This is a genomic window from Endozoicomonas atrinae (assembly GCF_001647025.1).
In the GTDB taxonomy this organism is placed as follows: Bacteria; Pseudomonadota; Gammaproteobacteria; order Pseudomonadales; family Endozoicomonadaceae; genus Endozoicomonas; species Endozoicomonas atrinae.
This window is the reverse complement of sequence record NZ_LUKQ02000080.1, coordinates 1-24434: the sequence shown is the minus strand read 5'-3', so window position 1 is coordinate 24434 and position 24434 is coordinate 1. Positions and strand designations below refer to the sequence as shown.

Annotated in this window: 24 protein-coding genes; 15 read left to right on the top strand and 9 right to left on the bottom strand. The window is 46.3% G+C overall.

Translation table 11 applies throughout. The annotated features are described in order from the left end of the window. Positions 1-362 (top strand): hypothetical protein (locus AK963_RS33250; RefSeq protein ID WP_175404513.1); only part of this gene is annotated, 362 nt, incomplete at its 5' end. A 131-nt stretch (positions 363-493) separates the two neighbouring features. Beyond that, the gene (locus tag AK963_RS13005) at positions 494-736 is read left to right on the top strand and encodes a hypothetical protein (RefSeq protein ID WP_066015884.1); all 243 of its coding nucleotides are present in this window, start codon (positions 494-496) and stop codon (positions 734-736) included. 10 nt (positions 737-746) lie between these two features. Here the strand turns inward: AK963_RS13005 and AK963_RS13000 are convergent, their stop codons facing one another. Together AK963_RS13000 and lexA are read right to left on the bottom strand one after the other, a co-directional pair. Next, positions 747-1178, bottom strand: coding sequence for a hypothetical protein (locus AK963_RS13000; RefSeq protein ID WP_066015883.1), 432 nt, complete (start codon positions 1176-1178; stop codon positions 747-749). Between the two features lie 38 nt (positions 1179-1216). Beyond that, on the bottom strand, positions 1217-1813 hold the full coding sequence (gene lexA / locus AK963_RS12995) for a transcriptional repressor LexA (RefSeq protein WP_066015882.1): 597 nt from the start codon (positions 1811-1813) through the stop codon (positions 1217-1219). A 145-nt stretch (positions 1814-1958) separates the two neighbouring features. On the opposite strand from lexA, the gene AK963_RS12990 reads away from it, so the two are divergent. From AK963_RS12990 to AK963_RS12955, 8 genes are all read left to right on the top strand, one after another. Next, entirely contained in the window at positions 1959-2588 is a 630-nt protein-coding gene (locus AK963_RS12990) for a TetR/AcrR family transcriptional regulator (RefSeq protein ID WP_066015881.1), read from the top strand. A gap of 35 nt (positions 2589-2623) precedes the next feature. Next, complete coding sequence (locus tag AK963_RS12985; RefSeq protein ID WP_066015880.1) at positions 2624-3106, top strand: L,D-transpeptidase; 483 nt, start codon at positions 2624-2626, stop codon at positions 3104-3106. Between the two features lie 30 nt (positions 3107-3136). Further along, positions 3137-4156 (top strand): beta-N-acetylhexosaminidase, encoded by a 1020-nt coding sequence (nagZ, locus tag AK963_RS12980; protein WP_175404512.1) that lies wholly within the window; start codon positions 3137-3139, stop codon positions 4154-4156. A gap of 163 nt (positions 4157-4319) precedes the next feature. Further along, a complete protein-coding gene (locus AK963_RS12975; protein ID WP_083232624.1) occupies positions 4320-5447 on the top strand; it encodes a mechanosensitive ion channel family protein in 1128 nt (375 codons plus the stop codon). Between the two features lie 427 nt (positions 5448-5874). Then, positions 5875-6600: a mechanosensitive ion channel family protein gene (locus AK963_RS12970; protein WP_202969766.1), complete on the top strand. Its 726-nt coding sequence runs from the start codon at positions 5875-5877 to the stop codon at positions 6598-6600. 39 nt (positions 6601-6639) lie between these two features. Next, positions 6640-7809 carry a PP2C family protein-serine/threonine phosphatase gene (locus AK963_RS12965; protein ID WP_066015878.1) on the top strand — a complete coding sequence of 390 codons (1170 nt, stop codon included), beginning with the start codon at positions 6640-6642 and terminating at the stop codon, positions 7807-7809. Positions 7810-7864: 55 nt separating this feature from the next. Then, complete coding sequence (locus tag AK963_RS12960; RefSeq protein ID WP_066015877.1) at positions 7865-8197, top strand: STAS domain-containing protein; 333 nt, start codon at positions 7865-7867, stop codon at positions 8195-8197. 2 nt (positions 8198-8199) lie between these two features. Next, positions 8200-8640: an ATP-binding protein gene (locus AK963_RS12955; RefSeq protein ID WP_066015876.1), complete on the top strand. Its 441-nt coding sequence runs from the start codon at positions 8200-8202 to the stop codon at positions 8638-8640. A 24-nt stretch (positions 8641-8664) separates the two neighbouring features. Here the strand turns inward: AK963_RS12955 and AK963_RS12950 are convergent, their stop codons facing one another. From AK963_RS12950 to AK963_RS36620, 3 genes are all read right to left on the bottom strand, one after another. After that, the gene (locus tag AK963_RS12950) at positions 8665-9513 is read right to left on the bottom strand and encodes a CsiV family protein (RefSeq protein ID WP_175404511.1); all 849 of its coding nucleotides are present in this window, start codon (positions 9511-9513) and stop codon (positions 8665-8667) included. A 110-nt stretch (positions 9514-9623) separates the two neighbouring features. Next, on the bottom strand, positions 9624-13082 hold the full coding sequence (mfd, locus tag AK963_RS12945) for a transcription-repair coupling factor (RefSeq protein WP_066015874.1): 3459 nt from the start codon (positions 13080-13082) through the stop codon (positions 9624-9626). Between the two features lie 23 nt (positions 13083-13105). After that, positions 13106-13234: a hypothetical protein gene (locus AK963_RS36620; protein WP_274520517.1), complete on the bottom strand. Its 129-nt coding sequence runs from the start codon at positions 13232-13234 to the stop codon at positions 13106-13108. A gap of 305 nt (positions 13235-13539) precedes the next feature. Here AK963_RS36620 and AK963_RS12940 point away from each other — a divergent pair, with 305 nt between their 5' ends. From AK963_RS12940 to AK963_RS12925, 4 genes are all read left to right on the top strand, one after another. After that, positions 13540-14973: a glyceraldehyde-3-phosphate dehydrogenase gene (locus AK963_RS12940; protein ID WP_139117391.1), complete on the top strand. Its 1434-nt coding sequence runs from the start codon at positions 13540-13542 to the stop codon at positions 14971-14973. A 395-nt stretch (positions 14974-15368) separates the two neighbouring features. Beyond that, the gene (locus tag AK963_RS12935; protein WP_066015872.1) at positions 15369-15602 is read left to right on the top strand and encodes a FeoA family protein; all 234 of its coding nucleotides are present in this window, start codon (positions 15369-15371) and stop codon (positions 15600-15602) included. Next, positions 15599-17932 carry a Fe(2+) transporter permease subunit FeoB gene (feoB, locus tag AK963_RS12930; RefSeq protein ID WP_066015871.1) on the top strand — a complete coding sequence of 778 codons (2334 nt, stop codon included), beginning with the start codon at positions 15599-15601 and terminating at the stop codon, positions 17930-17932. Before AK963_RS12935 ends, feoB begins: the two co-directional genes overlap by 4 nt. Before the next feature lie 81 nt (positions 17933-18013). Continuing rightward, positions 18014-18271 carry a FeoC-like transcriptional regulator gene (locus AK963_RS12925; protein WP_066015870.1) on the top strand — a complete coding sequence of 86 codons (258 nt, stop codon included), beginning with the start codon at positions 18014-18016 and terminating at the stop codon, positions 18269-18271. A 15-nt stretch (positions 18272-18286) separates the two neighbouring features. On the opposite strand, the gene AK963_RS12920 is transcribed toward AK963_RS12925, so the two are convergent. The 3 genes from AK963_RS12920 to AK963_RS12910 all read right to left on the bottom strand — a co-directional run bounded on the left by AK963_RS12920 (position 18287) and on the right by AK963_RS12910 (position 20335). Further along, on the bottom strand, positions 18287-18688 hold the full coding sequence (locus AK963_RS12920; protein WP_139117390.1) for a methyltransferase: 402 nt from the start codon (positions 18686-18688) through the stop codon (positions 18287-18289). A 131-nt stretch (positions 18689-18819) separates the two neighbouring features. Next, the gene (locus tag AK963_RS12915) at positions 18820-19263 is read right to left on the bottom strand and encodes a DUF2147 domain-containing protein (RefSeq protein WP_066015869.1); all 444 of its coding nucleotides are present in this window, start codon (positions 19261-19263) and stop codon (positions 18820-18822) included. A gap of 46 nt (positions 19264-19309) precedes the next feature. Continuing rightward, complete coding sequence (locus tag AK963_RS12910; protein ID WP_083232622.1) at positions 19310-20335, bottom strand: GlxA family transcriptional regulator; 1026 nt, start codon at positions 20333-20335, stop codon at positions 19310-19312. A 175-nt stretch (positions 20336-20510) separates the two neighbouring features. Here AK963_RS12910 and AK963_RS12905 point away from each other — a divergent pair, with 175 nt between their 5' ends. Beyond that, on the top strand, positions 20511-22349 hold the full coding sequence (locus tag AK963_RS12905) for a beta-ketoacyl synthase (RefSeq protein ID WP_066015868.1): 1839 nt from the start codon (positions 20511-20513) through the stop codon (positions 22347-22349). A gap of 113 nt (positions 22350-22462) precedes the next feature. Here AK963_RS12905 and AK963_RS12900 read toward each other — a convergent pair whose 3' ends face one another. After that, positions 22463-24226, bottom strand: a complete 1764-nt coding sequence (locus AK963_RS12900) for a hypothetical protein (RefSeq protein WP_139117389.1) — start codon at positions 24224-24226, stop codon at positions 22463-22465. Between the last annotated feature and the right edge of the window lie 208 nt (positions 24227-24434).

The window sequence follows — 24434 nt, the reverse complement described above, 5'->3', positions numbered from 1 at the left end:
TCATCCTGAGTTTTAATCTGACTGGCTATTTGATCTACCAGTTTTTCGTTGATTTCAACGCTCATTGTTATTCTCCATTTTGGAGTATTAACGACAAGCGTTTACACAATTTAAATTACATTCCCTCTACTGAATTACAGTATATTGAGCGTCTTGAACAACATGATTCCTGGTTGTCGGCATTATTAAAAAGCCATCAGGACTGCTCAATGCCTATACAGCGCAAAAGTGTTGACCGAAATGAAATTCCCCTGTTCAATGCAAATAGTGTTCGGTTTGATCAGTCTGAAGGGTTTCTCTCTGTGCTTGAGTCATTGAAGGAACTGGTTACTTACAGTCGGAACTTCAGTCTTGAGTGGTAGGTTCCAAAGGGCTTCAGGTTTATTTATTGTCAGTAATATTCAGCTCTCGAGAAGGGCTGATAGCTTGAAAGCCGTTAAAGGCTAATGCACAATGCCTCATTGCAAACCATAAAATTCCGGTGTCACTATTTATGTCAGCGTCGTTTCTTGAAATTGTTGAATTACCTTCCGGTGAAATCGTATTGCGTCGTAGTGATGAGGAGAACGCTGAGCCTCTGGTTACTATGTCGTTCTCCCAGGAGTTGCTCGATTTTCTCCAGGGAGATCAAGTAGAGGTTGCCAAGGCTATGCTGGATGCCTGCATAGAAGAAGTGGGACGTAAAACAGAAGCTGACGCTGGAGAATATATCCCTGAAAATCGGGTTCTTCATTAAAACCCTCAAGTTATCCTCTGTTTCTGATTGCCAGTCCCTGACAGCGACCTGAGCGGGCGGCGGTCTCGAGTTCAGAGAGTGTGATGCTATCCATCTGCTTGATCCAGCTGACTACTGTATGACTGGTACCTGAGGCCAGAGCCTTTTGAGTAAGTTTCAGAGGGTCAGCCTGTGCAGAAGGGTTGAGAACCTGGAGGCGATGCCTGCTGATTCCAGACGACTTCAGCCAGTTTATCGTATTCTTTGCCTGTTCACTGGAGAGTATCAGAGTAAGCCAGCGCTGATCCTGATCGTTAGCCAATTCATTCAGAACAGACTTCAGGAAGCGTCCTGACTGCCAGGGTGGGCCTGAGAGAATCAGCTCATCAATAGAGCTGACAGGTTCACTGTCCATGAAGGGGGCGTTGCCGTTCTGACTGGATGATGATGTTAATGCTTGCATGTCAGGTCCTCTACATCAGAGATCGTCAGGTTAAGGTTCTAGTTCCTGATAACCCCCACACTGAGTCCTTCGATAGCAAAGCTATCAACCCTGAGATCTACTTCAATGGTCTGGAATGCTTCGTTTTCCGGATGAAGGTAAACTCTGTTCTTAACTTGTTCAAAACGTTTGACCGTAACTTCGTCTTCAATTCTGGCAACGACGATCTGGCCATTTGATGCCGTTGATGTCTTATGAACTGCCAGAAGATCACCGTCAAGGATGCCGATATTCTTCATGCTCATCCCTTTTACACGAAGCATGAAGTCTGCTTTGGGTGAAAAGAATCCAGGATTGATGGACAGGTGGTCTTCAATATGTTCCTGAGCAAGAATGGGACTTCCTGCAGCAACCTGTCCTACAATAGGCAGACCGGAATATTCAGTGCCGGGCACTCGAATACCTCTTGAGGTTCCAGGGGTAATCTCAATGGCGCCCTTGCGTGCAAGGGCTCTGAGATGTTCCTCTGCAGCATTGGGCGACCGGAAACCGAATGTCTGTGCAATTTCTGCACGAGTAGGAGGGAAGCCGGTCTCTTCTATATGAGACTTGATCAGTTCGAGAATCTCACTTTGGCGCTTGGTCAATTTATACATAATTTGATCTGTGTTTTTATACAGTACATGTAATTATATACAGTATTTTGTAAGCTGCAACTACCATATCCTATTAATCAAACTTGATGTTTCAGTTGGCAAACGTTAGTTTTAAACAAATGTTTACAGTGGAGGTTTTACAGGCATGTCACAGTCAGCGACAGTAGACAGGATTCTGGACGCTGCAGAGAAGTTATTTGCTGAGCATGGGTTTGCAGAGACCTCGCTGCGTTCAATCACCAGTAAAGCGGGTGTTAATCTGGCCGCTGTTAATTATCACTTCGGCTCGAAAAAGTCCCTTATTCAAGCTGTCTTTTCCCGTTTTCTTGACCCTTTTGTCAGTAATCTTTCAAAGGCTCTTGTTAGATATCAGGATAATAACGATGCCATTGATCTTGAAGACATACTTCATTTGCTGGTTGATCAGATCATGGCGGTTAAGCCCCGCAGTCCCGAAGACCTTCCTGTTTGTATGAGATTGATTGGATTAGCATACACACAGGGTCAGGGGCATCTGAAGAAATATTTGCGGGAAGTTTATGGGGAAGTGTTCCAAGCCTATCTTCAGTTGCTGGTAAAGGCGTGTCCTGATTTACCAATGAATGACCTGTTCTGGAGAGTTTATTTTATACTGGGTTCTGCTGTTTTTACTCTTTCAGGGGCTGATGCGCTGAGGGCTATCGCGGAAAGCGATTATGGGGTCAAGAGTGAGCTGGAAGATATCATGAGGAAGATGGTTCCTTTTATGGCTGCAGGTCTCAGGGCACATACCTGACGGATCACTTAACGATAAGAGAGCTTAATTTACCAATGCATCTTACTGTTCATATTGCCAGTCAGGAGATGGTGCTTCACGAGAAGAACGGCAAGCGCCGTGTTTATTCAATCTCCACAGCCAGCAAAGGAACCGGGCAGAAGGAAGGGAGCTGGCAAACGCCTCTTGGACTTCATGTTATCCGAGCTAAAATTGGTGCGGGTTTACCTGTTAATTCTGTATTTGTGGGGCGTCGCTTTACGGGTGAGATTTATTCGCCAGAGCTTCGAAAGCAATACCCTGGAAGAAAGGACTGGATATTAACCAGAATTTTATGGCTAAGCGGGCTGGAGCCTGGGCATAACCGGTTTGGTAATGTTGATACCATGCGTCGCTATATATATATCCACGGCTCACCTGAAACTGCAGTGATGGGAGAGCCTGGTTCACGGGGATGTATCCGTATGCATGGGCTAGACATAATTGATCTGTTTGACCGCGTAGATCCGGGTACCAGGATCAATATACTGCTTAGCTGAGACATTTTTTTGTTTCCAGAGGATATATTAGTGCAATCTGGCCTGAACTGTGGTGTGCTTTTGATAGATATCAAGGGGCTACAGCTTACCTCTGAAGAAAACCAGCTGCTGTCCCTGCCCAGTGTTGCGGGTGTTGTCCTTTTTTCCAGGAACTATCAGAGTCGAGATCAGTTAATTGCACTGGTCAGCTCTATTCGGGACGTTCGCCAGGATCTTTTAATTTGTGTTGATCAGGAAGGTGGGCGCGTTCAACGTTTTAAGGATGGGTTTACCCGTTTGCCTCCGGCACAGGCATATGGCTCATTTGACCCGGGTCAACAGTATCATATGGCTTATGAGGCAGGCTGGCTGATGGCATGTGAGCTGCTGGCCTGTGGGGTAGATCTTTGTCTTGGGCCTGTGTTGGATATTGATCATGGCAAAACGTCTGTTGTTGGGGATCGCGCGTTTGGGCGCACGGCTGAGCAGGTGATTCAACTGGCCTCATTATGGGTTGATGGAGTTCATGAAGCGGGGATGTCCGTGGTTATCAAGCACTTTCCAGGGCATGGAAATGTAGATACTGATTCCCATGTGAGCCTTCCTCTGGATGATCGTACTTTCGATGAGATCTGGCAGTCTGATATGGAGCCTTTCCGGGTCGTGATTCGAAAGGGGGTTGAGGCATTAATGCCGGCCCATATTCTGTTTCCCGCTATAGAGCAGTATCCGGTCGGATATTCACCAGAATGGCTGAAAGGGGTATTAAGAAATCAACTGGCATTTGAGGGACTTGTTGTCAGCGACTGCCTGTCAATGGAAGGGGCAGCGAAAACTGGTAGCTACCCTGCCAGGGCAAGAGCAGCCCTGGATGCAGGGTGTGATCTTCTCATTATCTGTAATCGTCAGGGGGTTCTTGATGTACTTGATGAAATGGATGGCTCTGGTTTACAGGGAGTTGGTCCTGATGATTTGATGCCAGACTCATACACTGACTGGGCGTCCCTTGAAAGGTCAGAGCGCTACCAGAAAGTACGTAAAATGCTGGCCAACGCTTTTGGCGAAGTTTGATCTTTCTTCTTTTGTATCGCTACCCATGGGCATCACTATAAGGTTATTTCAGGTAACGTTCTCTCTATGCTGACATACTGGTTTATAGTTATAGATCCAGTGCGCCTTTACTCTTTCCTTCCAGTACTTTTTACATATTTTGGTTAAGCGTTGTGGTGTAACCATGGACTTTTCATCCCTTACTACAGCCAATATCCCTGATTGGCTGACGCTGGCAGTGATAGCAGTCTTGCTGACAGCTTTTATCCGTTATCTTGTCGGTAAGCTTTTTGGCAAGCTCATGACTAAAGCGGAATCCACTCAGAATTTCTGGGATGACGCACTGCTTTCGGCGGGGCAGAAGCCAGTTTATCTGTTTATCTGGGTTGCCGGGTTAAGCTGGTCAGCAGAAGAAATATGGGAAGGTACCGGAAACAGCCTGTTTGAGCGCCTGCTCAGTTTTCGGGATCTATTGGTCATTGTTCTTTTCTGCTGGGTTTTTATCTCTTTTATCAAGGCTCTGGAGCATCGCTACCTGCAGGTTGACCGCAAGAAGAAGCTTGATCAGACCTCGGTTATTGCCTTGGGTCGCCTGATGAGAGTTGCTGTCATCATTACTGGTGTTCTGGTTGCCATGCAGGCCTTGGGTTACAGCCTTTCGGGTATTCTTGCTTTTGGTGGGGTGGGTGGGCTTGCTGTGGGTTTTGCAGCCAAAGACATGCTGGCTAACTTCTTTGGTGGCTGGATGATCTATGTCGATAAACCATTTCGCGTAGGAGACTGGATTAGCTCTCCAGATAAAAAAATAGAGGGCACCGTAGAGTATGTAGGTTGGAGACAGACTCGTATTCTGACTTTTGCAAGGCGTCCTCTCTATGTTCCGAACTCTACATTTATGAATATTTCTGTAGAAAATCCCTCCCGAATGCAAAATCGACGCATCAAACAGGTCTTTGGATTAAGGTATCGAGACAGCGATAAAGTTAATTTGATTCTTGAAGATGTCCGCAGCTACCTGAGGCGTCATGATGGTATTGATCAGGATAAGATTATTATGGTTAATTTTATCAGTTTTGGTGCATCAAGCCTTGATTGTCAGATTTACTGTTTCACAAAAACCACTGACTGGGCGGCATATCTTCTGATTCAAGAAAAAGTGTTACTTGAGACCATCAGCATTATCCATGGTCATGAGGCAGACATTGCCTTCCCTACCCGTACTCTGGATTTGTCTTCTGGTGATCTGGAGGAGGGGGTAACGGATGCTCAGGAGCGCACAGGGACTCCAGCCCTTGAGGCTGTGAAAATCTAGCTATTTCAATTGGTTGATAATGAAAATTGCTGCTGTTTGTTATATTTGAGGGAATTCTTGAAAGAGGATATTAACAAACTGGCTACAATTTATAAAAATAACCAACTGAAATCGCTGAATGATCTCGATCATGACCCCCGAATTTATTTCGTTCTATTCTCATTTGATTATTGCCTTTTTAATGGCTGTGGCCTCGTTTTATGGAATAAAGTGGCTGGCAAATTGCGAGGAAAGGGGGGGCTGGCGTCTGACTACCAGTATTCTGCGCAGACCCTTGCTGACGCTGCCCTGGGTGTTGTTCGCTCTTTATTCTGCTCATTACTGGCCGGGGCTGGAGCGGTCGGGTGTCAATGAAACGCTCCATCTGATTCATAAGCTAATTCTGACCATATATCCCGCGTGGCTCATATGGGAAGCCAGCATGAATATGGAAGGGGTGCTGGATTCCATGGGAGAGCGGTGGCGCGAACGCTTATCGCCTTCAGTTATTGCCCGCTCAGTGCAGTTGATTATCGTTGTTTCAACACTTTTGAGTCTTGCCCAGGTCTTCGGGTATAGCCTTTCAACACTTTTGGCCTTTGGTGGTATTGGCGGTATCATTCTTGGTCTTGCTGCCAAGGACTGGCTGGCAAATTTTTTTGGTGGATTAATGCTGATGTTGGATCGCCCTTTCACTGAGGGTGACTGGATTCGCTCTCCAGACCGGTCAATTGAAGGACACGTCGAAAAGGTTGGATGGCGTCTCACAAAAATAAGAACTTTTGATAGACGTCCTATTTATGTTCCAAACTCAATCTTTACCGGGATAGTTGTCGAGAATGCCACCCGGATGAGAAATCGCCGAATGATTGAAAACTTTTCTCTGCGTTATGAGGATATTGGAAAAATTTCCCGTATTCTCAGCCGAATAGATGATCTTGTTCAACAGATTCCCGAGGTTGACAGTCGTGAGCCTCATTATGCCGTATTCATTCGTTATGATGATTCAGCCCTTTTATGCCAAGTTCGGGTTCATATTACTAGAACTGATCGTGTTGGCTTTTTAAAGGCTCAGGAATCTATTTTGCTTTTGGTTGCAGCGGTTGTTGATGAGGAGGGGGCATCATTTGCTTATCCAACTCGAAGGATTCTTTCAGATGGGTCGATAACATAGTGGCTATATTCAATCTAATGAAGATAGATAACAAAACTAATGGATATACTGATTGTTGAAGATGCTCGCGACCAGAGAATGATTCTTTCTGTGGTTTTAAAAAAGAAGGGGCACCGTGTCTTTGAAGCATCAGACGGGTATGAAGCACTGAATGTTCTGGAAAGCCATCCTGATATCCGGATCGTAATCAGCGACTGGATGATGCCAAATATGGATGGTATCGAGCTTTGTGAGGCGATCCGTAAGAGTCATATTGGGTATTATGTCTATTTCATGCTGCTAACGGGTAACTCGGATCGTGAGGCCATGGTGGAAGGTATTAACCGTGGTGCTGATGATTTTATCAATAAGCCTGTCGATTTTGACGAGCTTGGTGCGAGGCTTAATGCTGGCATTCGAATCATCGAATTAAAAGCGGCTCTGGAACATAAAATACATACGATAGAAAAAGACCTGGAGTCAGCGGCAGAAACGCAGGCGCGTCTGCTCTCTGAGCCAGCCAAAATTCAGAATGTTGATTTTAACTGGTATTTCAAGCCAAGCCGCATTCTTGGCGGGGATATGTTTGGTTATCAGGCGCTTGATGGAGAAACACTTGGTTTTTATCAGCTAGACGTAGCGGGTCATGGTATTCCGTCTGCACTGTTTTCTTTTTCATTGAATAATATTCTTCGTGAGGACGGAGGGGGGTCCCTGGTTAAGGAGTCATTCAGCGAGCCACCTTTCTATCGTATAAAAGAACCGGATGAAGTGTTGGTGAGTTTGAATGAGCAGTTTCAGGCGAAACCTGAGGCGATGCTCTACTTCACCATAGCCTATGGGGTAATTAACAGCCGAACCGGTTCAGTTACGCTGTCGCAGGCTGGTCACCCCTCATCACTGTGGCTTAAAAGCGGCTCAAAATCTGTTGAAAAAATTACCTGTGGTGGAGTGCCGGTAGGTATGATGCCAGGTATGAGTTATGAAAATGTCACCATTCAGCTTCAACCCGGTGACAGACTGTTTCTTTACTCCGATGGGGTAACAGAGTGTGAAAGCAAGACAGGTGAAATGTTTGGTGAAGAGCGACTGATATCTTCTTTGGAAGATGCTTTTGATAACTCAATTGAAGACATGATCAGCCGAGTTGAGCAGGGCATTATTAACTGGACTGGAGCTGATGTTTTTGAGGATGATGTAACTTATCTGGTATTGGAGTGGCGGCCATAAATAGGTTTCTGCTGCTCTATCAATTATAGAATATTTATGACGCAAGGAGAGCGACATGCCATTTGAATCTAAAAGTGACGCTGGGTATACCATCGTATCTATCGATGAAACTCGGCTTGATGCTTCTATATCAGAGCCTCTAAGGGTTTACCTTTTTGATCAGATCGATAATGGCTCCGATAGCATGGTTATTGATTTGTCCCAGGTGCGCTTTATGGACAGTAGTGGACTTGGTGCATTGGTCGCAGCGCTGAAAAAAATGGCCGGGTCAGGTTCAATGAAGCTTGCTGGCGCTCAGCCTGCAGTAATGGATCTTTTTAGTCTTACCTCTATGGATAAGCTGTTTACCATTCTCCCTACAGTGACCGAGGCCATTAAGGAGAAGTAATCATGACGGACGAAAATGGTCAGGCTGTCAGGCTTGAAATAGACAGCGAGCTGGCAAATACAACTCTCATTGCCATGGCTGTCCGAGGCCTTTGTGCGATGACAACATTGTCTCCGGTTGAGGTTAATCGTGTGGAGCTATGTGTTGTTGAGATTGTTAATAATGCAATTGAACACGCTTATGGTAATGAAAAGGGGCATAAGGTTGAGGTTGGGGTTAGTCTTTTGAAAGCATCCTTGATGCTAACCATCAGTGATTGGGGTAAGCCAATGGATCAGGGTAAACTGGGGAGCAGGGATTTTTCAGTCGATCCTGACGACCCTGCTGCATGGCTATGCAGTGGTAGAGGGTTGTCAATTGTCCAGAGTTTAATGGATAAAGTTGAGTATCAAACGGTTGGTGATAAAAATTGTTTTATAATGAGTAAGCAGATCAGAAGTTAGTCTGCTTACTCATTCGTAACAACCTCAGCTGCTTTTTTCCGAAATAGTCATGCCTGTTTCCACCAGAGCGTCAGGGCGATCATAGGGCGTAAGTTTGAAAATGACTCCAATTTCAGGGCTGTCTATGTATTGTACCTCCTTTAAATTTCGGATCCTTCTTCGCTGCTTTATTTGAAAGTTATCGGTTATGCGCAAAGGTGGAGAACCATTATGCAGTCTAACCAGGTTATCAGATCCTATATGAGAAGAAGCAAGAACGTCGGATGTTTTTTGTTCGTACGTGTGTTTCTTCCTGGAAAGTGCAGGGTAAAGTGATTCCGGACTTAATTTATTCAGCCACAGATCAATATCAACATGCAGAAATCGCTCTTCACTAACGCTGATCGTTCCATCCAGCAACAGGCTGTCCTGTCCACTGATAGCTGCACGGATTTCAATTGGCTGCTTGCCTGATGAAGAACTTACGGGCATTCGCCATGCTTTTTGCGTAATCACCTGATAGTTTCGACTTTTCTCAAGAGCTGCAACCTGATTGTTCAGCATTCTTTCCTTGGCTGGCAGCGCGATGTAAGCATCACGCATAATGTCAAAATGACCGGACAGCTGGTTGTCAGGCTCAACTATTTCAAAAAGGGGGCTGCTATCGTTAAGGTCTGCAGAATGAGTTTGCAGTTTGATGGCGTTTCCAGGAGCTCTGTAACCGGCTACTACCGGCCAGACCTCACCACTGTCATTATTGAGGTAACGAAAAACCACGAGATCCACCTGATACCAAGAATTACCAGGTTCTCCGTTACTCGCTTTCTGTGAAGCAGAAAGCGGTAAATTAAAAAGTAGTGCTACCGACAATGCGATAAGCTGAAGTTTTTTCATGCAGAATATCCTTGGATCTCCCAATCCAGAATCAGAGGGGGGTATGACATTATTGCTGCAGCGCTGTGCTGCCTGTGAACCAATCAGGTGTTTACTGATATTCATAACCGTTAACCAGCAAGCCTGCCTAGAAGGGTTTCTGTTGCCTTAAACCTCTGCTCCGGAGTTTCCATAGTGTCAATGTACTTTAAGATGCTGCTTCCTTCCAGCCTGAACTGCTGAGGGCTTGACTGGATAAGGTTAATAATCAGCATTGGGTCGACGCTGGGCTGTTCTTCAAACTCAACTCTTGCTTCTTTGCTACTGGCGTCGAGTTTCTTGATTCCCAGTTTCTGGGCATAGAGTTTTAACTTCATCTGACGGAACAGATTTTTGGCGGGGTCGGGCAAAAGGCCAAACCTGTCGATCAGCTCAACCTGAAGGTTTTTCAACTTTTCCTCATTTTCAGCTGCAGCAATTCTCTTATAGAGAATCAAACGGCTATGGACATCATGAATATAGTCTTCGGGTAAAAGGGCTGGAAGCCGTAAGTTCACTTCTGTGCCATGGTTCAAAGGTTGGTCCGGATTAGGGGTTTCGCCATTACGGATCGCAGAAACGGCACGCTCAAGCATCTCTGTATAAAGAGAAAAACCGACACTTTGTATCTGGCCACTTTGACCCTCACCCAGGAGTTCGCCTGCTCCCCTGATCTCAAGGTCGTTCGAGGCCAGCATGAATCCGGCACCCAGAGTTTGAGCCTCTGAAATGGCTTCAAGCCGTTTCACGGCATCAGAAGTCATAGCTTTTGGTGATGGTGTTAACAGGTAAGCATAGGCCTGGTGGTGTGATCTCCCAACCCTGCCTCTAAGCTGATGAAGCTGTGCCAGTCCAAACTTGTCAGCTCTGTTAATGATAATGGTATTAGAGTTAGGAATATCGATGCCGGTTTCAATAATGGTTGTGCAGACCAGAACGTTGTAACGCTTGTGGTAAAAATCCGACATCACCTGCTCAAGCTGACGTTCCCGCATTTGGCCATGACCTGTGATGACCCGAGCTTCTGGAATCAGCTCCTGGAGTTCACTGGCTACTTTCTCAATAGATTCAACCTGATTATGAAGATAATACACCTGTCCACCACGAAGGAGTTCCCTGAGGATCGCTTCTTTTACCAGAGGTTGGTCATATTGTCGTACAAAGGTTTTTACAGATAGTCGCCGTGCTGGTGGTGTTGCGATAATCGAAAGGTCGCGAATACCGGACATCGCCATATTGAGCGTTCTTGGTATGGGGGTTGCAGTCAGCGTCAGTATATCAACCTCGGACCTCAATGATTTAAGTTTTTCTTTATGGCGGACCCCAAAGCGATGCTCTTCATCAATAATAAGCAGACCAAGGTCTTTAAATGTAAGGTCTCCTTGAAGAATCTTGTGGGTACCAATGATGATATCCAGTTTGCCCTCAGTAAGGCGTTCTTTTAATTGATCCACCGATTTTTGAGACTTGAATCGTGAAATAACATCAATTTCAACCGGCCAGTCGGCAAAGCGATCCCGAAAGCTTTCATAGTGTTGCTGTGCCAAAAGGGTAGTCGGCACAAGAATGGCCACCTGTTTTCCACTCTGAGCAGCCAGGAATGCAGCACGCATGGCAACTTCCGTTTTTCCAAAACCAACATCGCCACAAACAAGGCGGTCCATTGGCTTTGGCGCGCACATATCTCGAATGACTGCGGCAATCGTCTGCTGCTGGTCAGGTGTTTCTTCAAACGGAAAGGCTGCTGCAAAGGCCAGATAGTTTTGCTCAGGTGCTGTGAATGGAAATCCTTTTCGTGCTTCTCTTCGGGCGTAGATGTCCAGCAGTTCAACAGCAACATCCCTTGCTTTCTCTGCGGCCTTGCGACGCACCTTGCTCCATTGTTCACTGCCCAAGCGGTGGAGCGGGGCAAGCTCATCATCAGCACCAGTGTATCGGGAAATCAGATGAAGAGAAGCGACAGGTACATAGAGTTTGGCTTCGTTGGCATATTCCAGTGTAAGAAACTCAGTGGTCTGGCCATCCACTGCCAGTGTTTCCAGTCCCCGGTATCTTCCAACCCCGTGGTCAATATGAACGACGGGGGCTCCGATTCTCAGTTCTGTAAGGTTGCGAATAACCTGATCAGCACTCTGTTCATCTTCAGTCTTCCGCCGCCTTGTCTGCTGCACTCTCTGACCTAGCAAAAGGGCTTCCGGGATAACAGCAATCTGCTCATCAGGTAAATAAAGTCCGTTGTCCAGTAGTCCAGTACTGACAGCCAGAGCGGGCTTTTCTTTGAGAAATTCGGGCCAGTTATCACATAGGTCAGGGGTTATATGATTTTGGCTCAGCAGCTCCAGTAGTACTTCTCGCCGTCCGGCACTTTCTGCGACAAGAAGCACGTGATTGATGCTGTCAATGAAGGTTTTAAGGTGTGCCAGTGGGTGCTCAAGCCGGGCATTAATGGTCAGTTCCGGCAACTCTTCGCGGTTTAAGTTAAACCGGCCGGCCTTAGGTGAAACCGGCTGTTCAAACAATGTGACTCTGGGGAAGTCATTTAGTTTGCTGTATAACTCCTCAGAAGGCATCAAAACTCTGGAAGGCGGGAGGATTGGCCTTTGGGGATCAACGCGCCGGTTTTCATAACGGGAATTAACGTCCGAATAAAAGTGGTCGAGAGAAGACCCCATGGTATCGTAAACCAGTATGCGGGTGTTTTCTGGTAGATAGTCGAAAAGCGTTGAAGTCTCTTTGAAAAATAGAGGCAGGTAGTACTCAATGCCTGGGCTTGCAATCCCCTTGCTGATGTCTTGGTAAATTGGGCATTCGCGATAGTTTACGTCGAAGGATTCCCGAAAGTTACTTCGAAATAACTCTATCCCTTGCTTATCCAGCGGGAACTCGTGTCCTGGTAACAGTTGTATTTCCTCAACCGTTTCAATTGAGCGTTGAGTTTCAGGATCAAAAGTTCTCAGTGACTCTATCTCATCATCAAAGAGGTCAACCCGATAGGGCGTGTCTGCCCCCATGGGAAAAATGTCAACAATTGAGCCACGAATAGCAAACTCACCATGTTCCATCACTGAATCAACACAGCGGTATCCGGCCTGTTCAAACTGACTTCTGCGTTCATCAATGATAAACCGGGTTCCCGGTTGCAAAGACAGACAGCTGCCCAGAAGATAGTTTTTCGGACATAAACGGTGTAACAGTGTAGTGACTGACACAATCAGGATTTTTTTTCTGTCACGTTTGTCTGCGGAGGGAAGGTGGTAGAGCGTTGAAAGTCGCTGGGAAATAATATCCTGATGGGGTGAGAATGTATCGTATGGCAATATTTCCCAGTCCGGCATTTGCTGAACATCTATGTGTTCTTCTTCAGCAAGAAAGAAGGTGAGCTCTTCTTCCAGTCGGTTTGCTGATGAACTGTCTGGAGTGATAATCATCAGCGGATGGTTATCCGTTACCGCCGCACAGGAAATGGCAAAGGCAGGTCCAGCTTTAGAGAGATTTCCCCACTGAAGTTTGTCGCCGGGGTGAGTTGGCAGAGGGATAGTGTGTTGAAACATGAAAATCCTGAAGGTCCTCCTGATTACCCCAAATGCAGGGAAGATACCCGGAAAGAGCGTAATTTCAGCTTATTCACGGTAGTCTCCCGGCCAGTAGTATTATCAAACTGACGAGTAAAACTTAAAGATCCTGCATCAGTGACAATGTCCATTATGACTTTTCCTGCATTCTTTGTTTATGGTTGTCTGCGCTCATAAAGATTCAAGGAAAGTGGCTACGGATATTTGTACACCTACAGATATAAGAGGTGGATTGTAGCGTTTGTGATCCTTTTCTCCCAGTATTCGCATGCTGAAATGACTGAAAAGGGAGAAAATTAAGTGCGTTAATATCATTGATGTTAAGGTTTGATAATCTTTGTTGCCTCAGGCACCTTCAATAAGGATAATAGCGTCGAAACATAAGTCCCAATGAAGGGGCTGTATTTGAAATATAAATAATAAACGGGAATTTATCGTGGTAGCAGACCGTTTTCAGGACTGGAAAGAGCGTGAAGCACTGGCTGAGTCAATGATCCCACTGATTGGCCGGCTGTATAGAAATCACAATGTTGTCACGTCTGTATTTGGGCGCCCTGTCATTAACCGCTCCGTTATTAATCTCCTAAAAGCACACAAGTTTGTTCGTCAGATTGAGGATAATGGTCTTTCTGTCCGCGAGACTTACCCTGTACTGGAAGTTCTGTCAGGTCTTGATCTGGGGGCATCCCGTATTGATATCGGCAAGCTGGCTGTGGGTTATCGGTCTGAGGGTGAGGGGCGGTCTCTGGAAGAGTATGTGACCGAAAAAGTAGCATCAGTGACCAATGGTCATAAACAGACTCTGGGGCCCGGTCAGGATGTTGTATTGTATGGCTTTGGCCGGATTGGCCGTTTGATGGCCAGAATCCTGGTTGAGCGTGCAGGTAGTGGATCTGGCCTTAATCTGAGAGCCGTCGTTGTCAGGCCTGGCGGTGCAGACAATGATCTTCAGAAACGCGCGAGCCTTTTGCGTCGTGACTCTGTCCATGGTTCTTTCCAGGGCACGATTTCTGTTGATGAAGAGAATAAAGTCATCTATGCCAATGGTGTGGCCATTCAGGTCATTTATTCGAATTCCCCGGATTCCATTGATTACACTCACTATGGCATTAACAATGCTGTGGTCGTCGACAATACCGGGAAATGGCGTGATAAAGAGGGGCTGGGCCTTCATTTGCAGTCAAAGGGGGTATCCAGAGTCCTGCTGACAGCACCCGGTAAAGGGGATATCAAGAATATTGTTTATGGTGTAAATCATAAAGATATTGAGCCAGAGGATCAGATTCTTTCCGCTGCCTCCTGTACTACTAACGCGATCACTCCTGTTCTGAAAGCAATTAATGATGAGTTTGGCGTTGAACATGGTCATGTTGAGACTGTTCACTCTTACACCAATGATCAGAATCTGATTGATAATTACCACAAAGGTGAGCGCCGTGGACGCAGTGCTGCCCTGAATATGGTGATTACCGAAACTGGCGCGGCTAAAGCAGTTGCCAAGGCTTTGCCTGAGCTTGAGGGAAAGTTGACGGGTAACGCTATTCGTGTGCCGACCCCTAATGTGTCACTGGCAATCCTTAACCTTTCCCTCACCAAAGCAACGAGAGTTGAGGAACTTAATAGTTTTCTCAGGGAAACCTCACTTTATTCAAGTCTTCAGAAACAGATTGACTACGTAACATCTGTCGAAGCGGTTTCCAGTGATTTTGTGGGTAGCCGTCGTGCAGGGGTTGTTGATGGTCAAGCCACTATCGTTGATGGAAAACGCTGTGTGCTTTATGTCTGGTATGACAATGAGTTTGGTTACAGTTGTCAGGTTAACCGGATACTTCAGTTTATGTCTGGTGCGATGTACCCATCCGTTCCGTAAAGTTCCCTTTCGACAGGCGTTGATCTGTTCATAAATCGACTGATTGGTTGTTCTGACAATCAGTCGGTCTACACTGCATATCTTTTCAGCTCTTATCAATTTGATACCGGTTTACATTGATATACGTATGACTGACGTGAATTGACATTGGTCAATAACGAGAGTAGTTATCACCGTTCTAAATTGTAACCATTCTCATTTGCGTATATATTCATATCAGTTGAAATTTTGCCAGGCACCAACCATTTCATACTAAAAACCCTACAAAAATATAGGCTTTTGTCCCTGGCACATGATTTGAGTTCAAATATTTTGGTCGTTTTTTGAGAGTCACTAGCTGCAATGTAGAGAAAGTGCTTCCAAAACCGACTTATGACGCCTGTGGAGAGAAGTACATGAAGGTGACATTGGGTGAGCTGAAAGCCGGTGAGTGTGGCCGGGTAACGGCTTTTCTGGATGCTGGCAGTGCCTACCGGCGGAAATTGCTGGCAATGGGGCTGACTCCCGGAACCCAGTTCACGGTTTGTCGTGTTGCTCCCCTGGGGGACCCAATACAGTTGGAAGTCAGGGGCTTCCAGCTATCCATTCGAAAGGATGAAGCTGCAGTTGTTGAGGTTGCCAGAGTATGAAAAAGCATGTTGTTGCAATCGTAGGGAACCCTAACTGTGGTAAAACAACGCTGTTTAATGCGTTAACAGGTGCCCGGCAGCGGGTTGGTAACTGGCCTGGGGTAACGGTCGAGAAACGCAGCGGTTTTTATACTTTCGAAGATAGTTCCATAGAAGTCGTCGATCTGCCTGGAACCTACTGTCTTGATGTTGTTGACAGTGATGTCTCTCTTGATGAAAAAGTTGCCCGTGATTATATCCTGAAACGTGAAGCAGATTTGATCATCAATATTCTTGATGCATCAAACATCGAGAGAAACTTATATCTGACAACCCAGTTGCTGGATATGGGGGCTCCAGTGATTGTTGTTCTCAATATGATGGACGTTGCCAGAGAAAAGGGCATGGACATTGATATTGATAAGCTCTCTGAGGAGCTCGGCTGCCCAGTGCTGCCGCTGGTCGCCAGCAAGACAAGCAACATCAAAGCCTTTTTAAAAGACATTAATGATTTCCTGAACAATGGTATTTCAGTGGCTCCACCATTGAACCTAGGTGAACAACTGGAAAAGGCCATTAGTGTTATTGAATCGACCCTTGAAGAATCAGCTGGTCTGGATAGTCCGCTCTCCCAGCGCTGGTATGCACTGAAATTACTGGAAGGTGACAGTATTCCTCTACCAGACCTGACCTGGCAAGTGGTTAATGTGGCTACTCAACAGCGCCATGTCATTGAAGCTGCCTTTGAGGAAGATCTGGATATTATTCTGGCCAGCCGACGTTACGATGTGGTTGGTCACATCATGGAGACCGTGATTCGTGAGAGAGGTGTTGCCAGTCATCGGTTAACTGAATCCATTGACCGTGTCGTACTGAACCGGGTACTGGGCTTCCCCATTTTCCTTGGTGTCATGTATCTGATGTTCATGTTCACCATTAATTTCGGCAGTGCCTTTATCGACTTTTTCGATATCTTTACCGGGACTCTGCTGGTGGACGGTCTGGGTCATTGGCTGAACTCTGTTGGAGCCCCCGCCTGGGCAGTGACTTTACTGGCTGATGGTGTGGGTGGTGGTATCCAGACGGTATCGACATTTATCCCGGTAATTGCCTTCCTGTTCCTGTTCCTTTCCATACTGGAAGATTCGGGGTACATGGCCAGGGCTGCTTTTGTCATTGACCGGCTGATGCGTTTTCTGGGCCTTCCTGGCAAGGCATTTGTTCCCATGCTGGTGGGTTTTGGCTGCAACGTTCCAGCAATCATGGCTGCTCGAACACTGGATAATGAAAAGGACCGGCTGTTGACAATCTCTATGGCTCCCTTCATGTCCTGTGGTGCCCGTTTACCAGTATATGCCCTGTTTGCTGCTGCCTTTTTCCCTGAGTCAGGCCAGAATGTGGTCTTCATCCTGTATCTGGTGGGTATTCTTGCTGCGATATTTACCGGATTGATTCTAAAGCAGAGCGTTCTCGGTGGTGATAGCTCACCCTTTATTATGGAGTTACCTAACTACCATTTGCCATCAGTCACCCAGGTTCTTCTGCGCACCTGGGATCGTTTGAAGTCCTTTATTATTCGTGCCGGTAAGGCCATTGTGATGGTTGTGGTCGTCTTGAATACCCTGAACGCGATCGGTACGGATGGTTCATTTGGTCACCAGAACACCCAGAACTCGATGCTTAGTAAAATTGGTCAAACCATTACACCTGTTTTTGCTCCAATGGGCATGACGGAAGAAAACTGGCCTGCAGCGGTAGGCCTGTTTACCGGTATTCTTGCCAAAGAGGCTGTGGTGGGTACTCTGGATTCAATGTACGGAGCCATTGCGGCATCTGAAAGTCCTGAGCCAGAAGGAGAGGCTTCTTTTGATCTGATGGCGGGTATTAAAGAAGCGATTGCGACTATCCCTGCAAACCTGAGTGGTTTGAGTAGCACGTTGACAGACCCTCTGGGTGTTCAGGTGGGTGACCTGACAGACCTTGATGCGGTTGCAGAAGAGCAGGAAGTCACCGTTGGAACATTCTCTGTTATGGCTGATTTATTCCCAAGTAGTGCAGCCGTCATTGCCTATCTGCTGATGATTCTGCTGTATACCCCTTGTGTGGCAGCTCTGGGTGCTATCTATCGGGAAACCAGTCTGGGGTGGACAATGTTTATCGCTGGCTGGACCTTCTTCCTGGGTTATGCCGTTTCGACGATTTATTACCAGCTTTCACTGGCCGCCGCTCAACCTGCAGAAGCTTTACTGTGGGTGGTATCCCTGTCCCTGATCATGTTTATCATTGTTACGTTAATGAAGCGTATAGGGGCAAGCGTGCTGCAAGGGCGGATGGATGTCAGTCCACAATGACGTCATAGTCATAGAGAGTGGCCAAAAGCACTGTTCGCTCTTTTGGCCGTCAATTGAAACCTGAAGTGGCAGGAGCTGACCATGCTGATTAAAATTCGTGATTATTTGAAACAGCAAAAAGTTTGCTCTCTGGCTGATCTCAGTGTGAAATTTAATACGACACCTGAGGCCATGAGAGGGATGCTCTCTCACTGGTTAAGGAAAGGTCAGTTGAGCTGCGAGCAACCAGGCTGCTTTGTGGCCTGTAAGAAAGGCTGTGTTTCCTGTGATCCTGCTGAGTTGGAGATCTACCGCTGGCAGGGTAAGGTGCAACAAATACCGGTTTTTAATCTTGCCTGAGAAGTGACTACTGTTTCAGAGAATCTGATACAGGTAAACCGGGGTCTTATACAGATCGTCAGCCTTAATAACTTGCACCGGTTTTCTGCCTGAAAGGCTGAATGTGTGGGTGAGAACCCAACAACCTTTGGGGAGTTGGGGGATAATGTCTGTTTCAATGCGCTTCATGCCATCAGGAAATAAATAACAAATTATAAGTTCCGCATTACTATAATTGGCATCAAAAAAGTCTTTTCTCTTTACATCAATTCCATAAACGACACGAGTAAAGGTGGCAGGTATTGGGGAGCGCTCCCAGAACTCTATCTTATTGTCAGGGTATTTTTCTCTTAACATTGGAATCAGGTGTCCCCAGCCACATCCAAGCTCCATAACGTTTCCGGATAGGTTACTGGGAAGGATGTCTATGATAGCCATCCTGACCTTTCGAGAGGTAGGAGTAGGGCCAATGCCGAGGCGTATGGTCCAGAAGAGAATAGAGCCGGTGGTTAGACCGGCTGCAACAATAAAGACGATTGTAATTATTAATGAGTTCAATGGATTATGTATTAATCTTCAACACGTTCCCAGGTTTGTGAACGGCCAATCAGCGAGAACCCTATATAACCCCGGACTTCCAGTTTCTTACCATCTTCCAGCACTTTCATGTTGGCACTATAGATTTTCCCGGATTCAGGGTCGACGATTTTTCCATCGTCATATTTGCTGCCCTGCTTTTCCATACCCCAGAGTATGGTCATACCCTGAATTTTCTGATCTTTAAGATCCCCTTTGCACTGGTCGCAAATGCTATCCTGTTTGGCGGGGTCGAGAATCTGGGTTACTTTACCAGAGAGTTTGCCATTCTCTTCGACGATCGTAACATAACTTTTTGCTTCACCCGAGCTGTCATCAATGGTTTTCCAAATGCCAAGAGGGGAGGCAGCAAGGCTAACGGAAGAAAGGCAGAGGGAAAACAATCCTGCAGCCAGAGCGTGTTTTTTCAGGAACATGTGAGGGAGTCTCCGATACCCCGGAAGTTTCCGGAGTTTAATGTAATCATTCCATTGTGGTGTCATTCAGGTAGAACAGTTTGCCCCGGACGCTTCTGCGAAATTCAGAAGGCGTGAGCTGGTAGCGACGCTTGAATAATCTGGAAAAATAGTCGGCGTCGGCATACCCCACCTGCAGGGCGATTTCTGCAATACCCAAGTTAGTATTCTTTAATAGATCTCTGGCCTGATCAAGCCTGATTTTTCGGACATACTCCATTGGAGGTGAACCGGTTGCCTGCTGAAAGCGGCGATTCAGTGTGCGGGAATTCAAACCTGACCGTCTGCCAAGCTCATCAAGCGAAATTTCACTGGCGAAATGATGATGAATAAAGTCCTGCAGGGAGACGATCACTTCATCCTGGTGCGCTGTCGCATGATCTTCAGCAAAATGGGTATCTTTGAAGGGTTTTCTGATTTCATGAGAGAACTGCTGCTCAACCTTCTGAGCGATTGACTCTCCAAGGGCAACGCCAATCATGTGCACCATAAGGTCAGCTACCGAGTTGACACTGCCAGCACAATAAATACGACCTGCCCGTGTGATCAGGTGGTTCGGCTTGAACTCAATATCAGGAAAAAAGCGTTGCAGTTTTTCCATGTAAAACCAATGAGTTGTTGCTGGTTTTTCATCCAGAAGCCCCGTTTCTGCCATAAAGGCCACCCCGGTACCTGCAGCTGCAAAAACAGCACCAGAATCGTATTGGCGCTTTAACCAGTCAATGATTTCAGGGTGCTTCCTGACCACCGGGATCGGATTTCTCCAGAGTGCAGGAATCAGGATCAGATCGCCATAGCCGCTTTGTTTAAAAGTTCTGTCGGGTGTCAGCCTCAGACCGCCAGTGGTGGTGACGGGGGCTGGCGTTCTGGCACAGAAATGAACCTCAATACTTTTTTTATTTGCAGACAGTCGGGTGTATGTCATTGCCGCTTCAAGCATCTCAAGCGGTAATGTCACACTGGTACTGATCATATGCTCTACCATAGGTATCAGTACACGATTCAGCTCGATTGGAGGAGGTTGTTGAAACATTGTTCAGCTATATGTCTTTTTTGTCGGTATTTGTGTCTTTTTCATCCGGTTAAGTTTATCACGAAATCATTAAACTAGTGCCAACTTCATTTGATTCTTAATTTGCATTCATAACACCTGACCTCTGCTCAGACGCTGAGCGGCAGGTAATTCAGTTGTTATACAGGAGTGTGGTTTGTCCAGATTACCCGTTATTGTTGCTCAAGGTGGGGTCAGCCCAGCTGGAAGAACCTCTGGTTTTCATGGTTACCGTCGTTTGGTGCTGGAATGTCTGAATGACCCGTCGCAGCGTGAAACCCTTGCTGCGCTTCGAGCGCTGAGAAATCTGCCGGAAGGCAGTGGTCGGGAAGATATTCTGTCTGGAACGTTGATTCGACAGTTGGAAAGCAACCTGTTTGATCACAAGGCCATTCCCATTCATCAGGCTATTCAGGCTGAGGCTGGATCTGAATTTATTATCAAAGGCCGTCGTTTGCCTAACCCTCTACCAGCCGGATGGCAGTTGGAGAAGCTGGACGATGGTCGAATTAAGGTCAAAATTGAAGATAACCAGCAGTTAATGGTTCCTGCTACCCGTGAATCACTGGTCAGTGCCGCTGGCCAGCTCCCCAGCGGGTTTGCTCCTGAAAAGCTATACCAGTCCCGAAACCACCCCAGATCACTGACAATGACGGTGTTTGGTGCTTCAGATTCTATTTATTCATCCGGTATGGACTGGAATGCGATCAAGCAGAAATTAAGCCCGGAAGAAATTGCTGTCTATTCCGGCAGTGCCATGAGTCAGCTGGATTTCAACGGCAATGGTGGCATGCTGCAATCCCGTCTGATGGGTAAGCGGGTGACTTCCAAGCAATGTCCACTGGGCTTTGCTGAGATGTCCGCGGATTTTATCAATGCCTATATCCTCGGTTCCCTTGGCGGTACGGGTACCGGGATGGGGGCCTGTGCAACCATGCTTTACAACCTGGAACAGGCAGCTTCTGAGATTCGCAGTGGCCGTCGGCGTCTGGTCATTGTCGGTAACAGTGAGGCACCAATTACCCCAGAAGTCATGGAAGGTTATTCCACCATGGGAGCCTTGACGACTGATGCGGCCCTTCGAAGCCTGGACGGGCTTTCGGACTCTGAAAATCCAGACTGGAGAAGGGCCTGTCGACCCTTTGGTAATAATGCAGGCTTCACGATTGCAGAATCCAGCCAGTTTCTGGTCTTGATGGATGACGAGCTGGCTCTGGAGTGTGGCGCGGAAATCCTGGGGGCCGTAGCGGATGTCTTTATCAATGCGGACGGTTATAAAAAATCCATTTCTGCTCCAGGAGCCGGTAATCATCTGACTGTTGCACGGGCTGCTGCTCTGGGTAGGGCAATTGCCGGGGATGACGCCCTGCGTTACCGGAGTTTTGTCCAGGCCCATGGTACAGGAACTCCACAGAACCGGGTGACTGAATCACAGATTCTCAGTGAAACTGCAAAAGTATTCGGTATGGAAAACTGGCCGGTTGCTGCTGTGAAGAGTTATGTGGGGCACTCCATTGGGGCTGCGGGTGGAGACCAGATCATGGCGACCCTTGGTGTCTGGAAGCACGGTTTTATTCCCGGTATCAGAACCATTCATGGTCTGGCTGAGGACGTTCACTCTGAAAAACTGAATATTTTAATGAATCATCTCGAAGTCGGTGCCGACCAGATGGATCTGGCTTTAATCAATGCCAAAGGCTTTGGTGGTAATAATGCAACAGCACTGCTGCTAAGCCCTGAAATAACTCAAAAGATGCTGAAAGCCCGTCATGGCGAAAAGACCATGACTCAATGGCAACAGAAGAACGAGTCAGTCTCTCGTCAGCAGGATGAATACGAACAGCGTTGTCAGACCGGTGAAGCAAACCCTATTTATCAGTTTGGTGAGGGTGTGCTGGATGGCTCTGACCTGGAGTTCACTGAAAAACAGGTTACTGTTCCGGGTTATGGAAAGGCTTTAAACTTGGAGATGAAAAATCCTTTCTGGAAGTTTTAAAGTTTGACGAATGCCCGTCGAGAAGCACATGGCAAAGGGACTTGTAAAATTGCGATTAGCCCTAAACAGCCTGCTCCGCTCAACCGGATGCAACCTGTTTAGGGGGCTGAAAATCAACTGCTAGAGCTTATGATCATGGATTCTAGGTGTGGAGGTAAAGGCAATTTATTAACTTTTGATTTAAAATCGCTATCGAATGGATTTAAGCATCGCTGAATTTGAGTATTACATAGATTAAAGAGGCTGCTCGGTGAATATTTTTCTAACTGAACGAGTTCAGTTAACTGATTGGCAATATTCCATTGTTTAGTTACATTCAAAGCACGGATAAACTCGTCAAACCCGAGCTGGCCTGCCTGTGTTACATTAAATAGTAGCTGTTTATTGCCCGCCTTTTTAATTTTCTTGGCTTCAGGAAGGTTCCCTCTAGCTTGCTCTTCTTCTGCCGGTTTATAAAAGCGCTTAATATATATTTCGTAGAAAAAATCAGTTATCAAACCCTGATAATGCATATGAAAAATAAATATAAAAGAAGGATTTAACTGTTCTTCCAGCATGTCAGAGAAAGTTAGCAGCACTCTCTGGCAGGGCAGGAGCGTCGGAAAGGGCTCACCTTTTACTGCTTGTTGTAGTACGTTAGCCAGAAGCACTTGTTCATTTGCATTTAATGCCCAGATAAACGCGTCAAACCCGGGCTGGCCTGCCTGTATTACAGTAGCCAGTAGCTGTTCATGACCCAGCTTTTTATAAAATTTGGCCTCAGTATGTTTCCCTTTACTTTGCTTTATTATTGCTTCTCTATAATGAAACCTTATTGATTTTCTGTTTTCATCAGTTATTACACCCTGATAAAACATTAAATCAATGATAGAAGCAATCGTATAGATTAGCAGATCTTTATGCTCGTCAGGTAGAGTTAGCAGTACTCTCTGGCAGGGCAGGAGCGTCGGAAAGGGCTCACCTTTCACCGCTTGTTGTAGCGCGTTAGCCAGAAACACCTGGTTAGTTGCATTCAATGCTCGGATAAACGCGTCAAACCCGCGCTGGCCTGCCTGTATCACAGTAGCCAGTAGCTTTTCATGACCCATCTTTTTAAGACGGTTGGCCTCAATAGCTTTCTCATGAAATAGATGTACTTTTGCTTGAAGATATAAATGATCAATATGCCATTCGTGCTCATCAGTCGTTTCACGATCACTACTCTCACAGTCAGTCAAAACAGTAGAATTTAGCAGCTCTTTAAGCTCGTCAGGCAGAGTTAGCAGTACTCTCTGGCAGGGCAGGAGCGCCGGAAAGGGCTCACCTTGTACCGCTTGTTGTAGTGCGTTAGCCAGAAACACCTGGTTAGTTACATTCAATGCCCGGATAAACCCGTCAAAACCAGGCTGGCCTGCCTGTATTACAGCAGCTAGCAGCTGTTGATGGCCTAACTTTTTATGACGGTTGGCCTCAGGAAGATTCCCTAGATATTGCTGTCGTAGTGCTTCTCTATAAGAATTCTCAATAGGCTCTCTGTTTTCAGGAGTTATTGCACCCTGATCAATCATATGATTAAAAAATTTAGAATCAGGAACTTTCTTCTCCTTCAGCGGATTACTAAACATACAATCTGTATTTAACAGTTCTTTAAGATCGTCAGGCAGAGTTTGCACTACTGTCTGGCAGAGGGTATTCAGAGATATTTGTCGAAGTGAAGCGGGAGTGACCGATTGATTCTGTAATGCCGAATCACTAATTCTGGATTGTATTCCTGCACATTGAGATTCAGGTAAATGCATTGATACTCTTCTACCATTTAGTGTAACAGCTCGTGAGAGTTCTTGAGTTGGGGGGCTGGTACTATTACTTTGTCTGAAAATATGAGTGATTGAGTCCATAATAATTTCTCTGATAACCCCAATCTAGGTAGATGAGATCAGTTTGTATTAGTTCCGATTTTTCTTATTTATAACTAGTTTTTTAGTGCATCGTGAAAACCCACGTCCTATGGACGTGGTTATGAATGGTTGGCTCCGCCTGCCATGAACTACCCATGCTACTTCTTAACTCTGAGTTGTCCCCACGACTACTAGAGATAGGAAGTAA